The following is a 16432-nucleotide window of genomic DNA, read 5'->3' as shown; positions in this document are numbered from 1 at the left end:
GCTTTCAACCTCAAGTGGACTTGAGGTCAAGCGTCCTCGTCCTGAGCGCCAGCGACACCGCCTCCACCGCGCTCGTGAACGACACCTCCGACAGCACGCCCGGCGCCGCCACCTGGTCGCCCACCACGTACACGTCGTCGCCCCGGGCGATCGCCGGCCGGTCGCGCCAGGTCGTACCGGGCCGGTCGACCGCTCCCGTACGGCCGCCGGAGACGGCCTCGCGGCGCCAGACCGTACGCTCGCGCCAGCCCGGGAACCCGAGGTCCAGGAGGCGTTCGGCGTGGGCGACGCCGTCGGCCTTGGACTCGCCCGGGGCGATGGGCAGCTGGGCCTGGATCAGCTGCTCGCCGGCCGGGGCGAGGGAGGGGTCCTGCGCGGTGAAGCGCTCGATCCAGCCGGGCGCGTCCAGGTCCGAGACGATGAACGGGTCGCCCTTGCGGCTCCGCAGCGCCAGGTCGAACAGGACCGTGCGGCCGCTCTCTCCGCTGAGGGTCGGGTCGCCGAGGAGACGGGCGGCGGCCGCGAGGGAGGTGGCGACGACGACCGGGCCGTCGGCGACCGGCAGCGCATCGAGCCGGGACGAGGTCTCGATCCGTACGCCCGCCTCGCGGGCGTACGCGGCCATCCGCTCGACGAGCCGCCCCCAGCCGCCCCGGAGGTACTGCGCCTCGGGCGGCAGCGTGGTGGACCGGTGCAGTCGCTCCTGGACGAAGCGGGCCGAGAGTGCGCCCGGGTCGTGGTGGAAGAGGGCGACCGCGCTGAACGCGGCGGCCTGCCGGGCCGCGTCGGGGCCGGCGACCCGGGTGGCCCAGCTGAGGAAGTCGGTGTCGACGGGGGCCTGCTCGGCGGTGCGGAGCGAGTGGCGCAGGAAGCCGAGCGGTGGGATGCGGCGCAGCGCGCCGGCGAGGTGGAAGCGGAAGCGGGCCGCTTCGAGGGGCGGGACCTGCGCGAGGGGGCCGATGAGGCCGCGCTGCGCGAGCCAGGTCCAGTGGGGGCCCTTGCGGTAGAGCGCGTGCGGCCCTTCGTTGGTGCGGTACGGCCCGTCGGCGGTGCGGGCGCGGCCGCCGAGGGTCTGGTGGGCCTCGTGGAGGGTGACCGCGGCTCCCGCCTCGGCGGCGGTGATGGCCGCGGTGAGTCCGGCGAACCCGCCGCCGACGACGGTGATGTGGGTCCGGGCGCCGGTGCGGGGCGTGTTGTCCAGGTGCATCGCTTGCTCCCTCGTGTCGCTGGTACGAGGGGGACGGGCGAAGGGGGCGCGGATGTGACATCGGGGCGTTGTCAGTGGCGTACGTCACGATGGGGGCATGGTGACGGGCAGGGTGAGCGGCGGGGCGAACGGCAGGTCGAGTGGGGGAGGGAGCAGGTCGACGGGCAGGAGGAAGATCGCGGCGGCGCGGCGTCCGGAGGTGCGGCTGCCGCCGTTGGAGGCGTACGAAGGGGGAGGGCTGGAGCCGGACGGGGACTACGACGGGGTCGCGTTCGAGGGGCGTGACCTCTCCGGGCAGAGCGCGTCCGGGGCGCGGTTCCTGGAGTGCGCGGTGCGGGACTGCGCGGTGGACGAGACGCGGCTGAGCAGAGCGCGGATCCTCGACTCCGTACTGAGCGGCGTGCGGGGGGTCGGTACGGATCTGGCGGAAGCGTCGCTGCGGGACGTGGAGATCGTGGACGCGCGGCTCGGAGGGACGCAGCTGCACGGGGCGGTGCTCGAGCGGGTGCTCGTGAGGGGAGGGAAGATCGACTTCCCGAATCTGCGGACGGCGAAGCTGAAGGACGTCGTCTTCGAGGAGTGCGTCCTCGCCGAGCCCGATTTCGGGGCCGCGGTGCTCGAACGGGTGGAGTTCCGGGGGTGCGTGCTGAAGGGGGCGGACTTCAGCGGGGCCCGGATGAAGGACGTGGACCTGCGGACGGTGGAGCGTCTGGAGATCGCGCGGGGGGTCGACGCGTTGTCGGGCGCGGTGATCAGCACGACGCAGCTGCTGGACCTGGCGCCGGTGTTCGCGGCGCAGTTGGGGGTGCGGGTGGAGGACTGAGGGACGCCTTTTTGGGGGGACGAGGGGGTACGGGACCAGGCGGCCGGCCGCGCGTTACGGGACTCGGGGGAAGCGGGCCTGGAGGTCCCAGATCACGGGGTTGTCGCCGAGGCCCTCGTGCATGTCGGTGAGGTCGGCGACCAGGTCGTGCAGGAAGTCGCGGGCCTCGCGGCGTAGTTCGCCGTGGTTGAAGGTGAGTGGGGGCTCGTCGCCCGGCATCCAGTCGGCCTCCACGTCGACCCAGCCGAAGCGGCGCTCGAAGAGCATCCGGTCCGTGGACTCGGTGAAGTCGAGTTCGGCGTACTGGGGCTGCGAGGAGCGGCTGCCGCGGGGGTCGCGGTCCAGCTGCTCGACGATGTCGCAGAGCGCCCAGGCGAAGTCGAGCACCGGCACCCATCCCCAGGCTGTGGACACCTCGCGGTCGACCTTGGGGTCGGCGAGGTAGACGTCCCCGCAGAACAGGTCGTGGCGCAGCGCGTGGACGTCCACGCGGCGGTAGTCGGTCTGCGGGGGGTCGGGGAAGCGACGGGAGAGGGAGTAGCCGATGTCGAGCACGAAGACGATGCTCCCACGCGCGCCGACCCCACCCTTACCGGCGGGGACGACGGCTCGGGCGGCGGGCCGGTGGGGGGCGGGCAGGTGGAGGGCGGGGCGTCCCCCGGTCCCGGTGGGGGGCGGGTCGGCGAGACGCGGGGGCGCCGCCCGGCCCGGGGCGTCCCCCGGTCCCGGTGGGGGCGGCCCTACGCGAGGCGGCGCGGGGCGGGGCGGGACAGCCCTATGCGAGGCGGCGACGCCACCCGCACCGCTCCGGTGACGACGACGCCTGGGCGGGGGCATCGGGGAACGCGCCGGGGCCGACGTGACCCTGGTGGCCCGGCCTGTGGCCCTGGCGGGTTCACCGAAGCGGGCTGGGCGGCGCAGCCCGCGCTGCTCGGGTCGGCCGGGGCGCCGGGCGGGCGCGGGGACGGACGACGGGCGCGTGTTGCTTCGTCCGGCCCGTCGTCGGCCCTGGCGGGCGAGGTCCGTGCCCGCGCTAGGTGGCGCAGCCCCGCGCCGCTCGGGTGGGGCGGGCGCGGGGGCGGATCGTCGTCGGCTCCGCCGGTCCGGCGGGCTCCGCGGGCCTCAGCCTCGTGACCTGGTGGCGTGCAGGGTGCGGGCGAGCCTTGGGCCCAGCCAGCGCTTCAGGTGGCGTAGGGGTTGCAGGCCGTCTGCCGCGCGGTCCAGGCGGTAGTAGAGCTGCGGCGGGATGTGCGGCAGCAGGGGCGAGTGGCGCTGGCCGAGGAGGGCGAACATCTGGGCCGGGGGGAGCCGCATGTAGCGCGGCAGGTTCTCGTACCACCGCGCGCTGTAGCGAGCCGCGCTCTGCGCCGAGAGCAGTTCGGCGCGCCGCCGGGCGCCGTACCGGGTCAGCGCCCCGTCCAGGTCCCCGCCGCCGCGCAGGGCGTCCGCGAGGGCGAGGGCGTCCTCCAGGGCCAGCGTGGTGCCGGCGCCGATCGAGTAGTGCGTGGTGTGGGCGGCGTCGCCGAGCAGGACCAGGTTGCCGCGGTGCCAGACGCGGTTGGTCAGCGTGCGGAAGTTCAGCCACTGCGCCGCGCCGTCGTCCTGGCCGCGGCCGATCAGCGGCTGCCCGTCGAGGAGGTCGTGGAACAGCTTCTCCAGGAGGTTCAGGCTGTCGGACTCGCTCCTCGTGTCGAGCCCCAGCCCTTTCCACGTCTCCGGCGCGCACTCCACGACGCACGTGGACTGCTCGCCGCTGAACCCGTAGGCGTAACACCAGATCCAGCCATGCTCGGTCTCCTTGAAGGCGAAGCTGAAGGAGTCGAAGACCTTCGTCGTACCGAGCCAGATGTACGGGTTGCGGCCGGTGGTGACCTCAGCGCCGAAGTGGCCCGCGTACGCCTCGCGCAGCGCGCTGTTGACTCCGTCGGCCGCGACGACGAGGTCGGCGTCCGCCAGTTCCGGGGCGTCGGGCCCGGAGATCCCGTGCTCGAACTCGACGCGTACGCCCAGCTCCTCCGCCCGTGCGGCGAGGAGGGCGAGCATCCGGCGCCGGCCGATGCCGAAGCCCTCGTCGCCCCGGTGGACGGTCCGCTCGTCGCGGACGATGGCGACACCGTCGGTCCAGCGGACCGAGGCCTCGTCGACGGCCCGCGCCGACTCCGGGTCGCCCGCCCGCAGCTTGTCCAGGAGCCCGGCCCAGTAGGTCACGCCCCAGCCGTACGTGGAGCCGGCCGGGTTCCGTTCGTAGACGGTGACCTCGTGGGAGGGGTCCTGCCGCTTCATCAGGATCGAGAAGTACAGGCCGGCGGGCCCACCGCCGACGCAGGCGATCTTCACGTGCGCTCCCACAACGAGACGAGACGAACTGACACTCTGCGATAGAAAGGCAACGCAGAGTAGCAGTGTCCGGGGGGTCCGGGGCGTCAAGGGAGCAGACGCTGCTCCTTCGCCACGGCGACGGCACCCGCGCGGGTGTCGACGCCGAGCTTCGCGTAGATCCGGCCGAGGTGGGTCTTCACGGTCGCCTCGCTGATGAAGAGCGCGCGGGCGATCTCACGGTTGCCGAGGCCCTGTGCGAGCTGGCCGAGGATGTCCCGCTCGCGGTCCGTGAGGGTGGGCCCGGCAGCGCCGCGCATCCGGTCCATGACGCGGCTGGCGACCGGCGGGGAGAGTGTCGTCCGGCCCTGGGCGGCGGAGTGGATCGCGGCGAACAGCTCCTCCGGGCGCTCGGCCTTCAGCAGATATCCGGTCGCGCCCGCCTCGATGGCGCGGGTGATGTCGGCGTCGGTGTCGTACGTCGTGAGGACCAGGACGTGCACGCCGGTCGTCGAACCCGCGATCCGGCGGGTCGCCTCGACGCCGTCGATACCGGGCCCGAGCTGGAGGTCCATCAGGACGACGTCCGGGCGCAGCTTGGCGGCCATCGCGACCGCCTCCTCGCCGCTGCCCGCTTCGCCGACGACCTCGATGTCGTCGGCGCTGCCGAGCAGCGCGAGCAGCCCGGCGCGGACGACGGCGTGGTCGTCGCAGAGCAGGATCCGTACGGTCACGGCCGACCTCCAGGTTCGTGTGCCGTCATGGGGCGGCCTCGGTGTTCCGGGGCCGACGGGGCCGACAGTGCCGACAGGGCGGTGATGGGGCGGCCTCGGTGTTCCTGGGCCGACGGGGCGGGGACGGGGCGGCCTGGGTGTTCCGGGGCCGACGGGGCCGTGACGGGCCGGCCTCGGTGCTCGGGGGCGGACGGGGACGTGATGCGGCGGCCTCGGTGCTTGGGGGCGGACGGGGAAGTGATGCGGTGGCCTCGCGGCTTCTGGCCCCCGTCCGCCGCGTGCGCCTTCATCGGCCCGTCTCCGCGTTCGTGCGCAACGGGATCGCGGCCGAGAGCACCGTGCCCTCGCCCGGGGTGGACTCCACCGTCAGCGTGCCGCCGAGCTGGCGTACGCGCGCCCGCATCGCGGGCAGGCCGTGGCCCCGCACGCCCCCGCCGTCGCGCGCCGCGGCAGGGTCGAAGCCGCGCCCGTCGTCGGCGATGTCGAGGACCACCTGGTCGTCGAGGTAGGTCAGGGTCAGCGCGGCCGAGGTGGCGCCCGCATGCTCGCGGACGTTGGCGAGGGCGCCCTGCGCGATGCGCAGCAGCGCCGACTGGGCACGCTCCGGCAGCGGGACCGGCGCCCCGTCGACCCGGAACGCAGTCGACTCCCGTCCGGCCAGCATCCGCAGCGCCTCCTCCAGGCCGCCGCCCTCGGCGAGGTCGGCTGGGGCCAGGTCGTGGACGAAGCGGCGGGCCTCGGCGAGGTTGCGTTCGGCGATGGACTCGGCGGTACGGACATGGCGGCGCGCGGTCGACGGATCGCTGTCCCAGGTCCGTTCGGCCGCCTGGAGCAGCATCTGCTGGCTGGACAGGCCCTGCGCCAGGGTGTCGTGGATCTCCATCGACAGCCGCTGGCGCTCGGCGAGGGTCCCCTCGCGCCGCTCGATCGCGGCCAGCTCGCGACGGGTGCGGATCAGATCGTCGATCAGCGCCCGCTGCCGGTCCGCCTGCCGCTGCGCGTGGACGAAGACGGCGGTGGCGATGGCGGCGACGGCCGGCGGGGCGACGACGAGGTTGGGGTCGAAGCCGTCGTCGGAGAGCTGGACCTGCGCGGTGACGACGAAGACGGTGAGGAGGGTGACGAGGACGAGGGCGGCCCGTGGCGGCAGGGTGCGCATGCCGGTGTAGAAGAGCGGCACCGCGCACCAGGCGAAGCTCGGCGCGAGGACCACCAGGAGCATCCAGACGGCGACGACCGTGACCAGCCAGGCGATCCGGCGCGGGGTGGGGCGCGTGCCGAGCACGGGGCCGAGGAGGTACAGCGCGGCCAGCGCACCGGAGAGGGCGACGATCCAGGGGCTGCGGTCCTCCCACGGGTGCCGCAGCAGGAAGCGGGCCAGGGACGCGCCGAGGAGGAGGAAGAAGGCGAGGTGCATGACTCGCGCGAGCCAGCGCGAGTCCGGGTCCTCGTCCGGGTCCTGCGCCGTCACACGTACTCCTCTGACCGGGGGGAGGGGCCTTCTGACCTGGGGATACGTATCCATACTGGCCCAGGAGGACCAGAGGGGCATCAACCGATCGGCTGACACCCCCGTCGTCCATCATGCGCGACGGCGGCATCCGGTCCGTGGACCGTACAGGCCCGGATCCGGCCGGAGGATCGATGGCAGAGCGAACGAACGACCCGCCTCGCCTCGACTCGACCACCGCCCCAGCCTCAAGGAGCCCGCCATGAAGAAGAAGATCGTTTTCGGTGCCGCCACCGTCGCCATCGCCGCCGCCGGTACGTTCGGCGCCGTCTCCGCGAACGCCTCCGCCCCGGCCGCCGCGCCCGCCGTCGCCGCCAAGGCCGACGCGTCCAACCAGAACCTCCAGCAGACCACGCACCTGACGATCGAGGCCGCCACCAAGGCCGCGCAGGCCACCCTGGAGGCCGCCGAGGACGAGAACCAGCGCGTCACGGTCGCCGTCGTGGACCGCAACGGCAACACCATCGTGACCCTGCGTGGCGACGGCGCCGGCCCGCAGTCCTACGAGTCGGCCGAGCGCAAGGCGTTCACGGCGGTCTCCTGGAACGCGCCGACCTCCGTGCTCGCGGGCCGTCTCGCCCAGGCCCCGAACCTGAAGGACATCCCCGGCACCCTGTTCCTCGGCGGCGGCGTCCCGGTGACCGCCAAGGGCGCGCCGATCGCCGGCATCGGTGTCGCCGGTGCGCCGAGCGGCGACCTCGACGAGAAGTTCGCGCAGGCGGGCGCCGCGGCTCTCGCGAAGTAACCCTGAGCGGCCGCGCGAGCGGCCCGTAGGAGATCGGATCGGTGCCGCCCGGACCCCGCCGGGCGGCACCGAACGCGCTCCCGGCCCGCCGTGTCCCGCCCGCCCCGCCCGCCGTGCCCCGCCCGCCGTGTCCCGTACGGCGTGTCCCGTACGGGCGCGCCCGCCCCCGAACCCCGTCGGGCGGCACCGAGGCCCTACCCCTGCCTAAGATCGACTGGTGGACATACGGAGCCGAGCCGGCCTGGCAGCAGCCGTCGCCGCGCTGCTCGTCCTCGGCGGCTGCACCGCGAGCGCGGACGGCGGCGTCGACGTCGGCGGGGTGCGCGGCACCCCCGGCGCGGCCGGGCTGCGCGACCCGTACTTCCCCAAGCTCGGCAACGGCGGCTACGACGTCACCCACTACGCGCTCGACCTCCGCTACGAGCCCAAGGCCGGCCGGCTCGACGCCACGGCCATGATCACGGCCCGCGCCACGCAGGACCTCAGCGCCTTCAACCTCGACCTCGCCGGTCTCACCGTCGCCTCGGCATCCGTCGACGACGTCCCGGCCGCTGTCAACCGGGCCGGGAACGAGCTGACGCTCCGGCCCCGCGACGACATCGACAAGGGCGACGTCTTCCGCGCGAAGGTCACGTACGCCGGCGTGCCCCGGACGATCACGGACGCGGACGGTTCGAAGGAGGGCTGGCTGCGGACCGCGGACGGGGCGCTCGCGCTCGGTCAGCCCGCAGGCTCCATAGCCTGGTTCCCCGGCAACCACCACCCCTCCGACAAGGCGACGTACGACATCACGCTCACCGTCCCCACAGGGACGCAGGCGATCACCAACGGCGTACGGACCTCGGAGCGGACCGCGAACGGCCGGACCACGTCCGTCTGGCGTGTCGCCGAGCCGATGGCCAGCTATCTCGCGACCGTGGGCGTGGGCCGGTACGTGACGAAGGCCTCGGCGACCCCGTCCGGGCTGCCCGTGCTGACCGCCGTGGACCCGACCGTCGCCGCGAAGAGCGCACCGCTGCTGGACCGTATCCCCGAAGTCCTCGCCTGGCAGGAGGAGAACTTCGGCCCGTACCCGTTCTCCGCCACCGGCGCGATCGTCGAGCGGACCGGGGACGCGGGCTACGCCCTGGAGACCCAGACCCGGCCCGTCTTCCCGCAGGACGCGTTCACGCCGGAGATCCTCGCCCACGAGCTGGCGCACCAGTGGTACGGCAACTCGGTCACGCCCGCGACCTGGCAGGACATCTGGCTGAGCGAGGGCTTCGCGGTGTACGCGGAGTGGCTGTACGCGGAGGACTTCGAGGACACCCCGGCGCAGCGCAGCTTCGAGTCGGCGTTCGCCGTGGACGCCAACTGGGCCTTCCCGCCGGCTGAGCCGCCCGCGGCGGAGAACCTCTTCGACCCGCCCGTGTACCAGCGGGGCGCGATGGTCGTGCACAAGATCCGGCAGGCGGTCGGCGACGAGACGTTCTACGAGATCCTGGCGGGCTGGCCCGCGACCCACCGTCACGGCACCGCCTCCACCGCGGACTTCACCGCCTATGTGGAGGACGTGGCGGGTGAGGATCTCGACGACGTGTGGGATGTGTGGCTGTACGGGAAGGGGAGGCCGCCCGCGCCGTAGGTCCAGGCGCGAGGGAGGCTGTCAGCGTGGCCCGTCGGCGTTGAGCCGGGCGGCCTGGCGCGTCAGGTAGTCCCGTTCGGCGAGGTTGGGGGCCTTTCGGGCCGCCTCCGCGTACAGCCGTGCCGCCGTCGCCGGGTCGCCGTCGCGTTCGTGGAGGTACGCCGCCACCGCCGCGTACCGGGGCAGGGATTCGTCCAGCGCGGCGAGCGCCGCGAGCCCTGCGCGTGGTCCGTCGGCCTCGCCGACCGCCACCGCGCGGTTGAGCCGGACGACCGGACTGTCGGTCAGCCGCCCGAGCTCGTCGTACCACTCGACGATCTGCACCCAGTCCGTCTCCTCGGCGGTGGGCGCGTCGGCGTGGAGTGCCGCGACGGCGGCCTGGGCCTGGAACTCGCCGAGCCGGTCGCGGGCGAGGGCCGCCTGCAGGATCCGGACGCCCTCGGCGATCGCCCCGGTGTCCCACCGGCCGCGGTCCTGCTCGGCGAGCGGGACCAGGCTGCCGTCCGGCGCGGTCCGGGAGGCGCGCCGGGCGTGGTGGAGCAGCATCAGGGCGAGCAGCCCCGCCACCTCGGGGTGGTCGATCACGGCCGCGAGCTGCCGGGTGAGGCGGATGGCCTCGGCCGCGAGGTCGATGTCGCCGGAGTAGCCCTCGTTGAAGACGAGATAGAGGACGCGCAGCACGGTGGCGACGTCGCCGGGCTGGTCGAACCGGACGTCGGAGACGGTTCGCTTGGCCCGGCTGATGCGTTGGGCCATCGTCGCCTCGGGCACCAGGTACGCGTGGGCGATCTGGCGGGTGGTCAGCCCGCCGACGGCGCGCAGGGTGAGCGCGACGGCGGACGAGGGCGTGAGCGACGGGTGGGCGCAGAGGAAGTACAGCTGGAGTGTGTCGTCCACCGCGGGGGCGGGGCCGGGCGCCGGTTCCTCGTCGACGCGGTCCTCACGGCGGCGCCGGGCGGCGTCCGCCCGGGTCGCGTCGAGGAACTTGCGCCAGGCCGCCGTGACCAGCCAGCCCTTCGGATCGCGGGGCGGGGAGGCGGGCCAGACGCGCACCGCCTCGACCAGAGCGTCCTGTACGGCGTCCTCGGCCGCCGCGAAGTCGGCTCCGCGGCGGACGAGGATCCCGAGGACGCTCGGGGTGAGGCTCCTGAGCTGTGCCTCGTCCATCAGTGGGTCACTCCGTGATGGTGGGGGGCGCGGCGAGGAACGGGCGCAGCTCCAGCCACTCGTGGATCGGCTTCCCGCCGGCCCCGGGGGCGGCCGACAGCTCTCCGGCCAGTTCGACGGCGCGGTCGTAGCTGTCGACGTCGATCACCATCCAGCCGGCGATCAGGTCCTTCGTCTCGGCGAACGGGCCGTCGGTGACCGGCGGGCGCCCCTCACCGTCGTACCGCACCCACGCTCCTTCGGGAGCGAGCGCCTCGCCGCCGACGTACTCGCCGGACTTCTCCAGCCGGTCCGCGAAGTCCCGCATGTACTGCACGTGGGCCGAGATCTCCTCGGGCGTCCACCGGTCCATGGGGATGAAGTCCGCCGGAACCGGGGCGCCGCGGTAGTGCTTGAGAAGCAGGTACTTGGCCATGGTGGTTCTCCTCGGTGCTGATGCGATCCATTGTGGTCGCGTTCACCCCTGGGACGGAGCCGCTTCCGGGTTCTCGACATCCCCGCGGAAGTTTCTTGGCGCGAGTTCTTTGCGCAGGACGACGCAGGGCCGGGCGTGGGCGCGGTCCGGTCGGCGCGCGGTCTCCTCGTAACCGAGGGCGGTCCAGAAGGCGAGGGCGTCCGGGTTGTTCTCCAGGACCGCGAGCCTGAGTCCCGTACGGCCCGCGGCGCGGAAGCGGTCCTCGACTGCGGTGGCGAGCCGGCGGCCGTGACCGGCGCGCCGGGTGCCGGCGTCGATCATCAGCAGGCCGAGCCAGGGGTCGGGGTCGGCCGGGTCGGGGTGGTGGGCGAGCGTGACGGCGATGCCGACGAGCCGGCCCTCGGAGCGGGCGAGCAGGACCTCGGTGCCGGGCTGCGCGAGCTCGTCGGCGAGGGTGGCGGCGACCTGTTCCGGGCGGATGTCGTCGGGGTCGGGGAAGTCGCCGGTGAGTTCGTGGAACGCGCGGTTGGAGGCGTACAGCGCGGTGAGTTCGGTGAGCAGGGGGCCGGGGAGGGCGTGGGGCTCGGCCGGGGTGAGCGGTTCGACGATCACGCGGGCAAGGGTAGAGCCCCGGCGCGCGGGCCGCGCCGGGGCTCTCCAGTGGTCCGACGTCACGTCACGTCAGGTCCGTGGCCGTACGCCCGGTCCCTGCGTCACGTACGTGCGTACGCGGGTACGTGCGTACGCGTGTACGCGGGTACGTGTGTCCGTCAGAGGTTGACGCCGAAGTCGCGGGCGATGCCCTCCAGGCCCGAGGCGTAACCCTGGCCGACCGCGCGGAACTTCCACTCCTGGCCGTTGCGGTACAGCTCGCCGAAGACCATCGCGGTCTCGACGGCGGCGTCCTCGGAGAGGTCGTAGCGGGCGATCTCGGCGCCGCCGGCCTGGTTGATGATGCGGATGTACGCGTTCCGGACCTGGCCGAAGTTCTGCGAGCGGTTGACCGCGTCGTAGATGGAGACCGGGAAGACGATCTTGTCCACGTTCGGGGGCAGCGCGGCGAGGTTCACGTTGATCTGCTCGTCGTCGCCGCCGCCCTCGCCGGTGCGGTTGTCACCGGTGTGGACGATGGTCTGGTCCGGCGTGGACTTGTTGTTGAAGAAGACGAAGTGCGCGTCGGAGGCGACCTTGCCGGCGGCGTCGACGCCGATGGCCGAGGCGTCGAGGTCGAAGTCCGTGCCGGTGGTCGTGCGGACGTCCCAGCCGAGGCCCACGGTGACGGCGGTCAGGCCCGGAGCCTCCTTGGTCAGGGAGACATTGCCGCCCTTGGACAGGCTTACAGCCATGGGATGTGCCTTTCTTCGTGACCTTCGTGATGTCGTCACACGGGATAACGCGGACGGTGCCCCGCCGGTTCCACGGTCCAGGACCGGTGTCGACGCGGTGCGAAAACAGGATGACGTGCGGGAGCCCGTCCGGGGAACATGGATGACATGTCCGGTCCCTATCTGATCCGCGGCTCCGTCTCGCTGCCCGAGGCCGAGCTCATGTGGCGTTTCTCGCGGTCGTCGGGGCCGGGCGGGCAGCACGTCAACACCAGTGACTCGCAGGTGGAACTCCGCTTCGACCTGGCGTCGACGGAGGCGCTGCCCGAGGTCTGGAAGGCGCGCGCCCTCGAACGGCTGGCCTCGCGGATGGTCGGCGGGGTGGTGACCGTCCGCGCGTCGGAGCACCGCTCGCAGTGGCGCAACCGCGAGACGGCGGCGGTGCGTCTCGCCGCGCTCCTCGCGGAGGCGACGGCCCCACCGCCGAAGCCGCGCCGGGCGACGAAGATCCCACGCGGGATCAACGAGCGCCGGCTACGGGTGAAGAAGCAGCGCTCGGAGACGAAGCGCGGCCGTCAGGGCCGCGACTGGGGCTGACGGGCACCCGCCCGCGCTGTCCCGCGCCCGAGTCGTCCCGCGCCCGAGTCGTCCCGCGCCCGAGTCGTCCCGCGCCCGAGCCGCCGCGCGCGTACTGTCACCCGCCCGCCGTCACCGCTCAATCTCGCCCGCGCCCGAGTCGTCCCGCGCCCGCGCTGGCACCCGCCCAAGCCGCCGCGCGCCGCGCCCGCACGGAGCGTGTCATGCCAAGTGCCGGTACTTGCCCCGGAAGTACGTCAGCGGGGCGTCCTGTGTCGCGCTCGGGACCGCCGACGTCAGGACGCGGGCCACGACCAGGGTGTGGTCGCCCGCCACCACGCGGTTCTCCGTGCGGCATTCGAGCGTCGCCAGCGCGCCGGTCACCAGAAGGGCGCCGCTCTCCTCGCCCCGGGTGGACGGGACGTCCGCGAAGAGGAGGCGGTCGCTCACGCGGCCCTTCATCGCGAAGCGGCCCGCGATGTGGCGCTGGTTCTCGGCGAGTACCGAGACCGCCCACACCGGGACCTCCGTCAGCAGGTCGTCCATGCGGGAGCCGTTGCGCAGGCTCACCATGACCAGGGGCGGGTCCAGGGAGACCGACATGAACGCGGTCGCGGTCATGCCGACGTCCTCGCCGCGCGGGCCGTCATCCGGGTCGTGGGCCGTCACCAGGACCACGCCCGCCGCGAGGCGGGACATCGCCGCCCGGAACTCGTCGTTGCTCACCCCCTCAGCATGAGGGATCGCCAGATCCGAGGTGGGGGGCGAGGAGAGGGTCGTCGTCAGCACATCGGCACGCTAGCTCCGCGCCGGGGGCCGACACATCGGGCCCCGGGACCAGACCGGGCCCCTCGCCGGTCCTAGGACCTCGTACGGCCCGGAACGGTGACACGTGACGCACCGGTAGCTTGCCCAGCGTTCACTTTGCGTTCATGAAGGGCGGGGGGTGCTTTCCGGTACCCCCTGACACCCTTCATCACGTCTTGTGACTTGAGTCACAGAGCGCAGTATTTGTTGACCCTGTGTACCGGGTGCACAGCTCGCTGTGATTCAGTGGCGGAGACAGTGCAGTACGAGAGCCGATGAGAACCCTGGAGTTGCTGTCGAGGTCTCGGGGAGAGCGAGCGATGGAGACCGAGTCGGAGCCGTACGTCCGTCTTGCGACCCTGCGGCAGCTGCATCAGGTCGTGGCCGACCTCAATACAGCCCGCAGTCTGGCGGACACCCTGCAGACCGTCGCCGACGGCATCGTCGCGGGCCTCAACTATGAGCTGGCCTGCGTCAACCTCGTACGCCCCGACGGAGATCTCGTCGTCGCCGCCTTCGCCGGCAGTCCCGCGGCCGAAGCGCTGATCACCGGCCGTGTCGGCTCCCGCGCCTCCTGGGAACGCCGCCTTTCCATGGGTGTCGCCTGGGGTGACCTGCGGTTCATACCGCACACCGAGGGCTGGGTCCTCATCGAGGACGACGTCCCCCAGTGGCACACCGAAGGACCCGCGCCGCGCTTCGAGGACGAGTGGCATCCGCACGACCGCCTCTACGCCCCCATGTACTCCCCCGGAGCTCGCTCCGCTCACCCGGGAGGACCCCCAGGCTCCGGCCGCGAGCTCCTCGGCGTCATCTCCGTCGACCGGCCCCGCAACGGCAGGCACCCCGGCCCCTGGGGCCAGGAGGCCCTGCAGATGTACGCCTCCCAGTCGGCGATTGCGATCAGCAACGCCCGGCTGCGAGCAAACATGCAGCGCGCCCTCGTCCGTCTGGAGCGTGAGCAGCAGGCCCTGCGCGCCAGCGAAGAGTCGTTCCGCCAGGCCTTCGAGTACGCCCCCTCCGGCATGGCCATCGCCGAGATGGGCGGCGACCAGCACGGCCGGCTGCTGCGCACCAACGACGCCCTGTGCCGCCTCCTCGGCCGGCCCGCCTCCGTGATGCGCCGCTACTCCTTCGCCGACCTCGTCCACCCCGAGGACATAGGGACCCTGCTGCGTACCTCCGCCGAGGGCGGACGCGCCGAGCTGCGGCTCGGGCGCCGCGACGGCACGTACGTCTGGGTCTCGCTCCGTAACTCGGTGGTCGCCGACACCGCCGACGGCCCCCGCTTCCTCCTCACCCATGTCGAGGACATCGAGGAGCGCAAGCGTCACGAGCTCCAGCTCGCCCACCGCGCCTCGCACGACGCGCTCACCGGCCTGCCCAACAGCGCCGAGCTGCGCTCCCGGCTCAGCGCCCGGATCTGCGAGCGCCCGCACGCCACCCCCGAGGCCGACTACGACGCCCCGTACGGGCACGAACACGGCTTCGGCTTCGACGCGGGGCCCGGCGCAGGCGGTCCGTACGACCACCATGTGCACTCCGTCGCGCCCGCCGGCGGGGACATCGACGACGGGACGAAGGGGCTCGCCGTCCTCTTCTGCGACCTCGACGGCTTCAAGTCCATCAACGACCGGTTCGGGCACCACACCGGCGACGCCGTCCTCATCGAGGTCGCCCGGCGGCTCACCACCGGAGTACGGGACGGGGACACGGTCGCCCGTCTCGGCGGGGACGAGTTCGTCGTCCTCGCCGACGGCCTCGGCGCCGCCGACGCGGCGGACCTCGCCGTACGGCTCCGTAACGCGATCATTCCGCCGATCCGGGTCGACGGGCGGGCGGTCCGGGTCGGGGCGAGTTTCGGCATCGGCTGGGCCGAGTGCGGCATGACCGTCGAAGAGGTCCTGAACTCCGCCGACCAGCGGATGTACATCGAGAAGCGGTCCCGCGCCAAGGTCCACCGCCGCGCCGGATAGAGGGCCGCTCCATGCTCGCCTGTCAAGGACCGGATCGTCGGCTTCCCCGTTCGGGGTAGGCTCGGCCGGTCGGCGACGGCTGGCGAGCATGGATAGGAGTGACCGGATGGCTGCCGGTAACGACGGCGCGAACACGCCCGAGAACGACGATCCGTTCGGCTACCTGTATGCGGACGGCCAGGCGGCGGGTGCCCAGCCCCCGGGCCAGGGCGGTGGCTACGGCTACCCCGGGCCGGCCGCGCAGCCGGGTGTCCCCCGAACCTCGTACAACCAGGTCAGAACGGTCGGCGAGCGCCAGTACGGCGGCCAGCAGCAGTACGGCCCGCCCGCCGGGCAGGTCCCGCAGCAGCCCGCGTACGGCCAGCCGCACCCGCAGTACGCGGCGCCGGAGACCTACCCGGGCGGCCAGCAGACCCGGCAGTCGCCGATCCCGCACCAGCGCGGCGGCGGGGGCCGTGGCCCCAACACGCGTGGCCTGCTGGTCGGCGCGATCGCGGTCGTCGCGGTCGTCGTGATCGGTATCACGGCGGCCATCCTGACCAACAAGGGCGGCGAGGAGACCAACGGCGGTACCGCGGGCGGCAAGCCGACCGGCGGCTCCTCCGAGGTCTCCGAGAGCCCGAGCACCGAGCCCAGCGCCGAAGAGACCCCGGCGGCGCTGCCGCAGCAGGACGCGGCGGTCCTCCAGCTCGGCGGCAGCGCGCACCTGGAGAAGACCATCAAGGGCGCGAAGGGTGTGGGCGGCACCTACGTGACCGGGTTCAACACCGTCGGTGCGTCCGTGACCTGGAACACCGAGGTCCCCGAGGCCGGCACGTACAAGATGGAAGTGCGGTACGCGGTCCCGGCCAAGGACGCCAACGCCACCGTGACCGTCAACGGCAAGGCGAACACGAAGCCGATGAACCTGAAGAACTTCATCGGTTCGTCGGACCCGAACCTGGAGAAGAACTGGCAGACCACCTGGTCGCAGGTCTCGCTCCAGAAGGGCAAGAACGAGATCAAGCTCTCCTGCGAGCCCGGCAACCAGTGCGACGTGATCCTCGACTGGGTGAAGATCAGCAACCTCTGATCCGGTCGGCCCGCAGGGCACCCTGATACAGACACCCGGCGCCGGGGGGGGGGGGGGCCCCCCCCCCCCCCCCCCCCCCCCCCACCCCCCCCCCCCCCCCCCGGGGGGGGGGGGGGGGGGGGGGGGGCCCGCCCG

The 16432-nt window shown here is 73.1% G+C and carries 16 protein-coding genes; 6 read left to right on the top strand and 10 right to left on the bottom strand.

What is annotated here, in order from left to right:
- Positions 1–10 precede the first annotated feature (10 nt).
- The gene (locus ACFY8U_RS34365) at positions 11–1207 is read right to left on the bottom strand and encodes an NAD(P)-binding protein (RefSeq protein WP_389576068.1); all 1197 of its coding nucleotides are present in this window, start codon (positions 1205–1207) and stop codon (positions 11–13) included.
- A gap of 97 nt (positions 1208–1304) precedes the next feature.
- Here ACFY8U_RS34365 and ACFY8U_RS34360 point away from each other — a divergent pair, with 97 nt between their 5' ends.
- Positions 1305–2030, top strand: coding sequence for a pentapeptide repeat-containing protein (locus tag ACFY8U_RS34360; RefSeq protein ID WP_389576067.1), 726 nt, complete (start codon positions 1305–1307; stop codon positions 2028–2030).
- Positions 2031–2084: 54 nt separating this feature from the next.
- Here ACFY8U_RS34360 and ACFY8U_RS34355 read toward each other — a convergent pair whose 3' ends face one another.
- The 4 genes from ACFY8U_RS34355 to ACFY8U_RS34340 all read right to left on the bottom strand — a co-directional run bounded on the left by ACFY8U_RS34355 (position 2085) and on the right by ACFY8U_RS34340 (position 6497).
- The gene (locus ACFY8U_RS34355; RefSeq protein WP_389576066.1) at positions 2085–2585 is read right to left on the bottom strand and encodes a hypothetical protein; all 501 of its coding nucleotides are present in this window, start codon (positions 2583–2585) and stop codon (positions 2085–2087) included.
- A gap of 567 nt (positions 2586–3152) precedes the next feature.
- Entirely contained in the window at positions 3153–4367 is a 1215-nt protein-coding gene (locus tag ACFY8U_RS34350) for an FAD-dependent monooxygenase (protein ID WP_389576065.1), read from the bottom strand.
- Positions 4368–4453: 86 nt separating this feature from the next.
- The gene (locus ACFY8U_RS34345) at positions 4454–5080 is read right to left on the bottom strand and encodes a response regulator transcription factor (RefSeq protein WP_361754070.1); all 627 of its coding nucleotides are present in this window, start codon (positions 5078–5080) and stop codon (positions 4454–4456) included.
- Positions 5081–5366: 286 nt separating this feature from the next.
- Entirely contained in the window at positions 5367–6497 is a 1131-nt protein-coding gene (locus ACFY8U_RS34340) for a sensor histidine kinase (protein WP_389576145.1), read from the bottom strand.
- 295 nt (positions 6498–6792) lie between these two features.
- On the opposite strand from ACFY8U_RS34340, the gene ACFY8U_RS34335 reads away from it, so the two are divergent.
- Positions 6793–7335, top strand: a complete 543-nt coding sequence (locus ACFY8U_RS34335) for a heme-binding protein (protein ID WP_361754480.1) — start codon at positions 6793–6795, stop codon at positions 7333–7335.
- A 217-nt stretch (positions 7336–7552) separates the two neighbouring features.
- Entirely contained in the window at positions 7553–8959 is a 1407-nt protein-coding gene (locus ACFY8U_RS34330; RefSeq protein WP_389576064.1) for a M1 family metallopeptidase, read from the top strand.
- A gap of 21 nt (positions 8960–8980) precedes the next feature.
- Here ACFY8U_RS34330 and ACFY8U_RS34325 read toward each other — a convergent pair whose 3' ends face one another.
- From ACFY8U_RS34325 to ACFY8U_RS34310, 4 genes are all read right to left on the bottom strand, one after another.
- On the bottom strand, positions 8981–10126 hold the full coding sequence (locus ACFY8U_RS34325) for an RNA polymerase sigma factor (protein WP_389576063.1): 1146 nt from the start codon (positions 10124–10126) through the stop codon (positions 8981–8983).
- Between the two features lie 7 nt (positions 10127–10133).
- Positions 10134–10541: a YciI family protein gene (locus ACFY8U_RS34320; protein WP_361598953.1), complete on the bottom strand. Its 408-nt coding sequence runs from the start codon at positions 10539–10541 to the stop codon at positions 10134–10136.
- Positions 10542–10583: 42 nt separating this feature from the next.
- Positions 10584–11153, bottom strand: coding sequence for a GNAT family N-acetyltransferase (locus ACFY8U_RS34315; RefSeq protein WP_389576062.1), 570 nt, complete (start codon positions 11151–11153; stop codon positions 10584–10586).
- Positions 11154–11311: 158 nt separating this feature from the next.
- A complete protein-coding gene (locus tag ACFY8U_RS34310) occupies positions 11312–11887 on the bottom strand; it encodes a TerD family protein (protein WP_361437001.1) in 576 nt (191 codons plus the stop codon).
- A gap of 138 nt (positions 11888–12025) precedes the next feature.
- Here ACFY8U_RS34310 and arfB point away from each other — a divergent pair, with 138 nt between their 5' ends.
- A complete protein-coding gene (arfB, locus tag ACFY8U_RS34305) occupies positions 12026–12463 on the top strand; it encodes an alternative ribosome rescue aminoacyl-tRNA hydrolase ArfB (protein WP_361437003.1) in 438 nt (145 codons plus the stop codon).
- Positions 12464–12664: 201 nt separating this feature from the next.
- On the opposite strand, the gene ACFY8U_RS34300 is transcribed toward arfB, so the two are convergent.
- Positions 12665–13228, bottom strand: a complete 564-nt coding sequence (locus tag ACFY8U_RS34300; protein WP_389576144.1) for a flavin reductase family protein — start codon at positions 13226–13228, stop codon at positions 12665–12667.
- 341 nt (positions 13229–13569) lie between these two features.
- On the opposite strand from ACFY8U_RS34300, the gene cdgB reads away from it, so the two are divergent.
- On the top strand, positions 13570–15225 hold the full coding sequence (cdgB, locus tag ACFY8U_RS34295; protein ID WP_361754076.1) for a diguanylate cyclase CdgB: 1656 nt from the start codon (positions 13570–13572) through the stop codon (positions 15223–15225).
- Positions 15226–15331: 106 nt separating this feature from the next.
- Positions 15332–16297 carry a CBM35 domain-containing protein gene (locus tag ACFY8U_RS34290; RefSeq protein WP_389576061.1) on the top strand — a complete coding sequence of 322 codons (966 nt, stop codon included), beginning with the start codon at positions 15332–15334 and terminating at the stop codon, positions 16295–16297.
- Positions 16298–16432: the final 135 nt, after the last annotated feature.

The sequence above is a fragment of the Streptomyces sp. NPDC012508 genome (assembly GCF_042902595.1).
GTDB lineage: Bacteria > Actinomycetota > Actinomycetes > Streptomycetales > Streptomycetaceae > Streptomyces.
This window is presented reverse-complemented; position numbering and strand designations above follow the sequence as displayed.

What these genes read in the sequence shown, in the direction of transcription:
- ACFY8U_RS34335 (WP_361754480.1), top strand. Translation starts at nt 6,793, where the DNA reads ATGAAGAAGAAGATCGTTTTCGGTGCCGCCACCGTCGCCATCGCCGCC.
- ACFY8U_RS34320 (WP_361598953.1), bottom strand. Translation starts at nt 10,541, where the DNA reads ATGGCCAAGTACCTGCTTCTCAAGCACTACCGCGGCGCCCCGGTTCCG.
- cdgB (WP_361754076.1), top strand. Translation starts at nt 13,570, where the DNA reads ATGGAGACCGAGTCGGAGCCGTACGTCCGTCTTGCGACCCTGCGGCAG.
- ACFY8U_RS34310 (WP_361437001.1), bottom strand. Translation starts at nt 11,887, where the DNA reads ATGGCTGTAAGCCTGTCCAAGGGCGGCAATGTCTCCCTGACCAAGGAG.
- ACFY8U_RS34365 (WP_389576068.1), bottom strand. Translation starts at nt 1,207, where the DNA reads ATGCACCTGGACAACACGCCCCGCACCGGCGCCCGGACCCACATCACC.
- ACFY8U_RS34290 (WP_389576061.1), top strand. Translation starts at nt 15,332, where the DNA reads ATGGCTGCCGGTAACGACGGCGCGAACACGCCCGAGAACGACGATCCG.
- ACFY8U_RS34325 (WP_389576063.1), bottom strand. Translation starts at nt 10,126, where the DNA reads ATGGACGAGGCACAGCTCAGGAGCCTCACCCCGAGCGTCCTCGGGATC.
- arfB (WP_361437003.1), top strand. Translation starts at nt 12,026, where the DNA reads ATGGATGACATGTCCGGTCCCTATCTGATCCGCGGCTCCGTCTCGCTG.
- ACFY8U_RS34340 (WP_389576145.1), bottom strand. Translation starts at nt 6,497, where the DNA reads ATGCACCTCGCCTTCTTCCTCCTCCTCGGCGCGTCCCTGGCCCGCTTC.
- ACFY8U_RS34360 (WP_389576067.1), top strand. Translation starts at nt 1,305, where the DNA reads ATGGTGACGGGCAGGGTGAGCGGCGGGGCGAACGGCAGGTCGAGTGGG.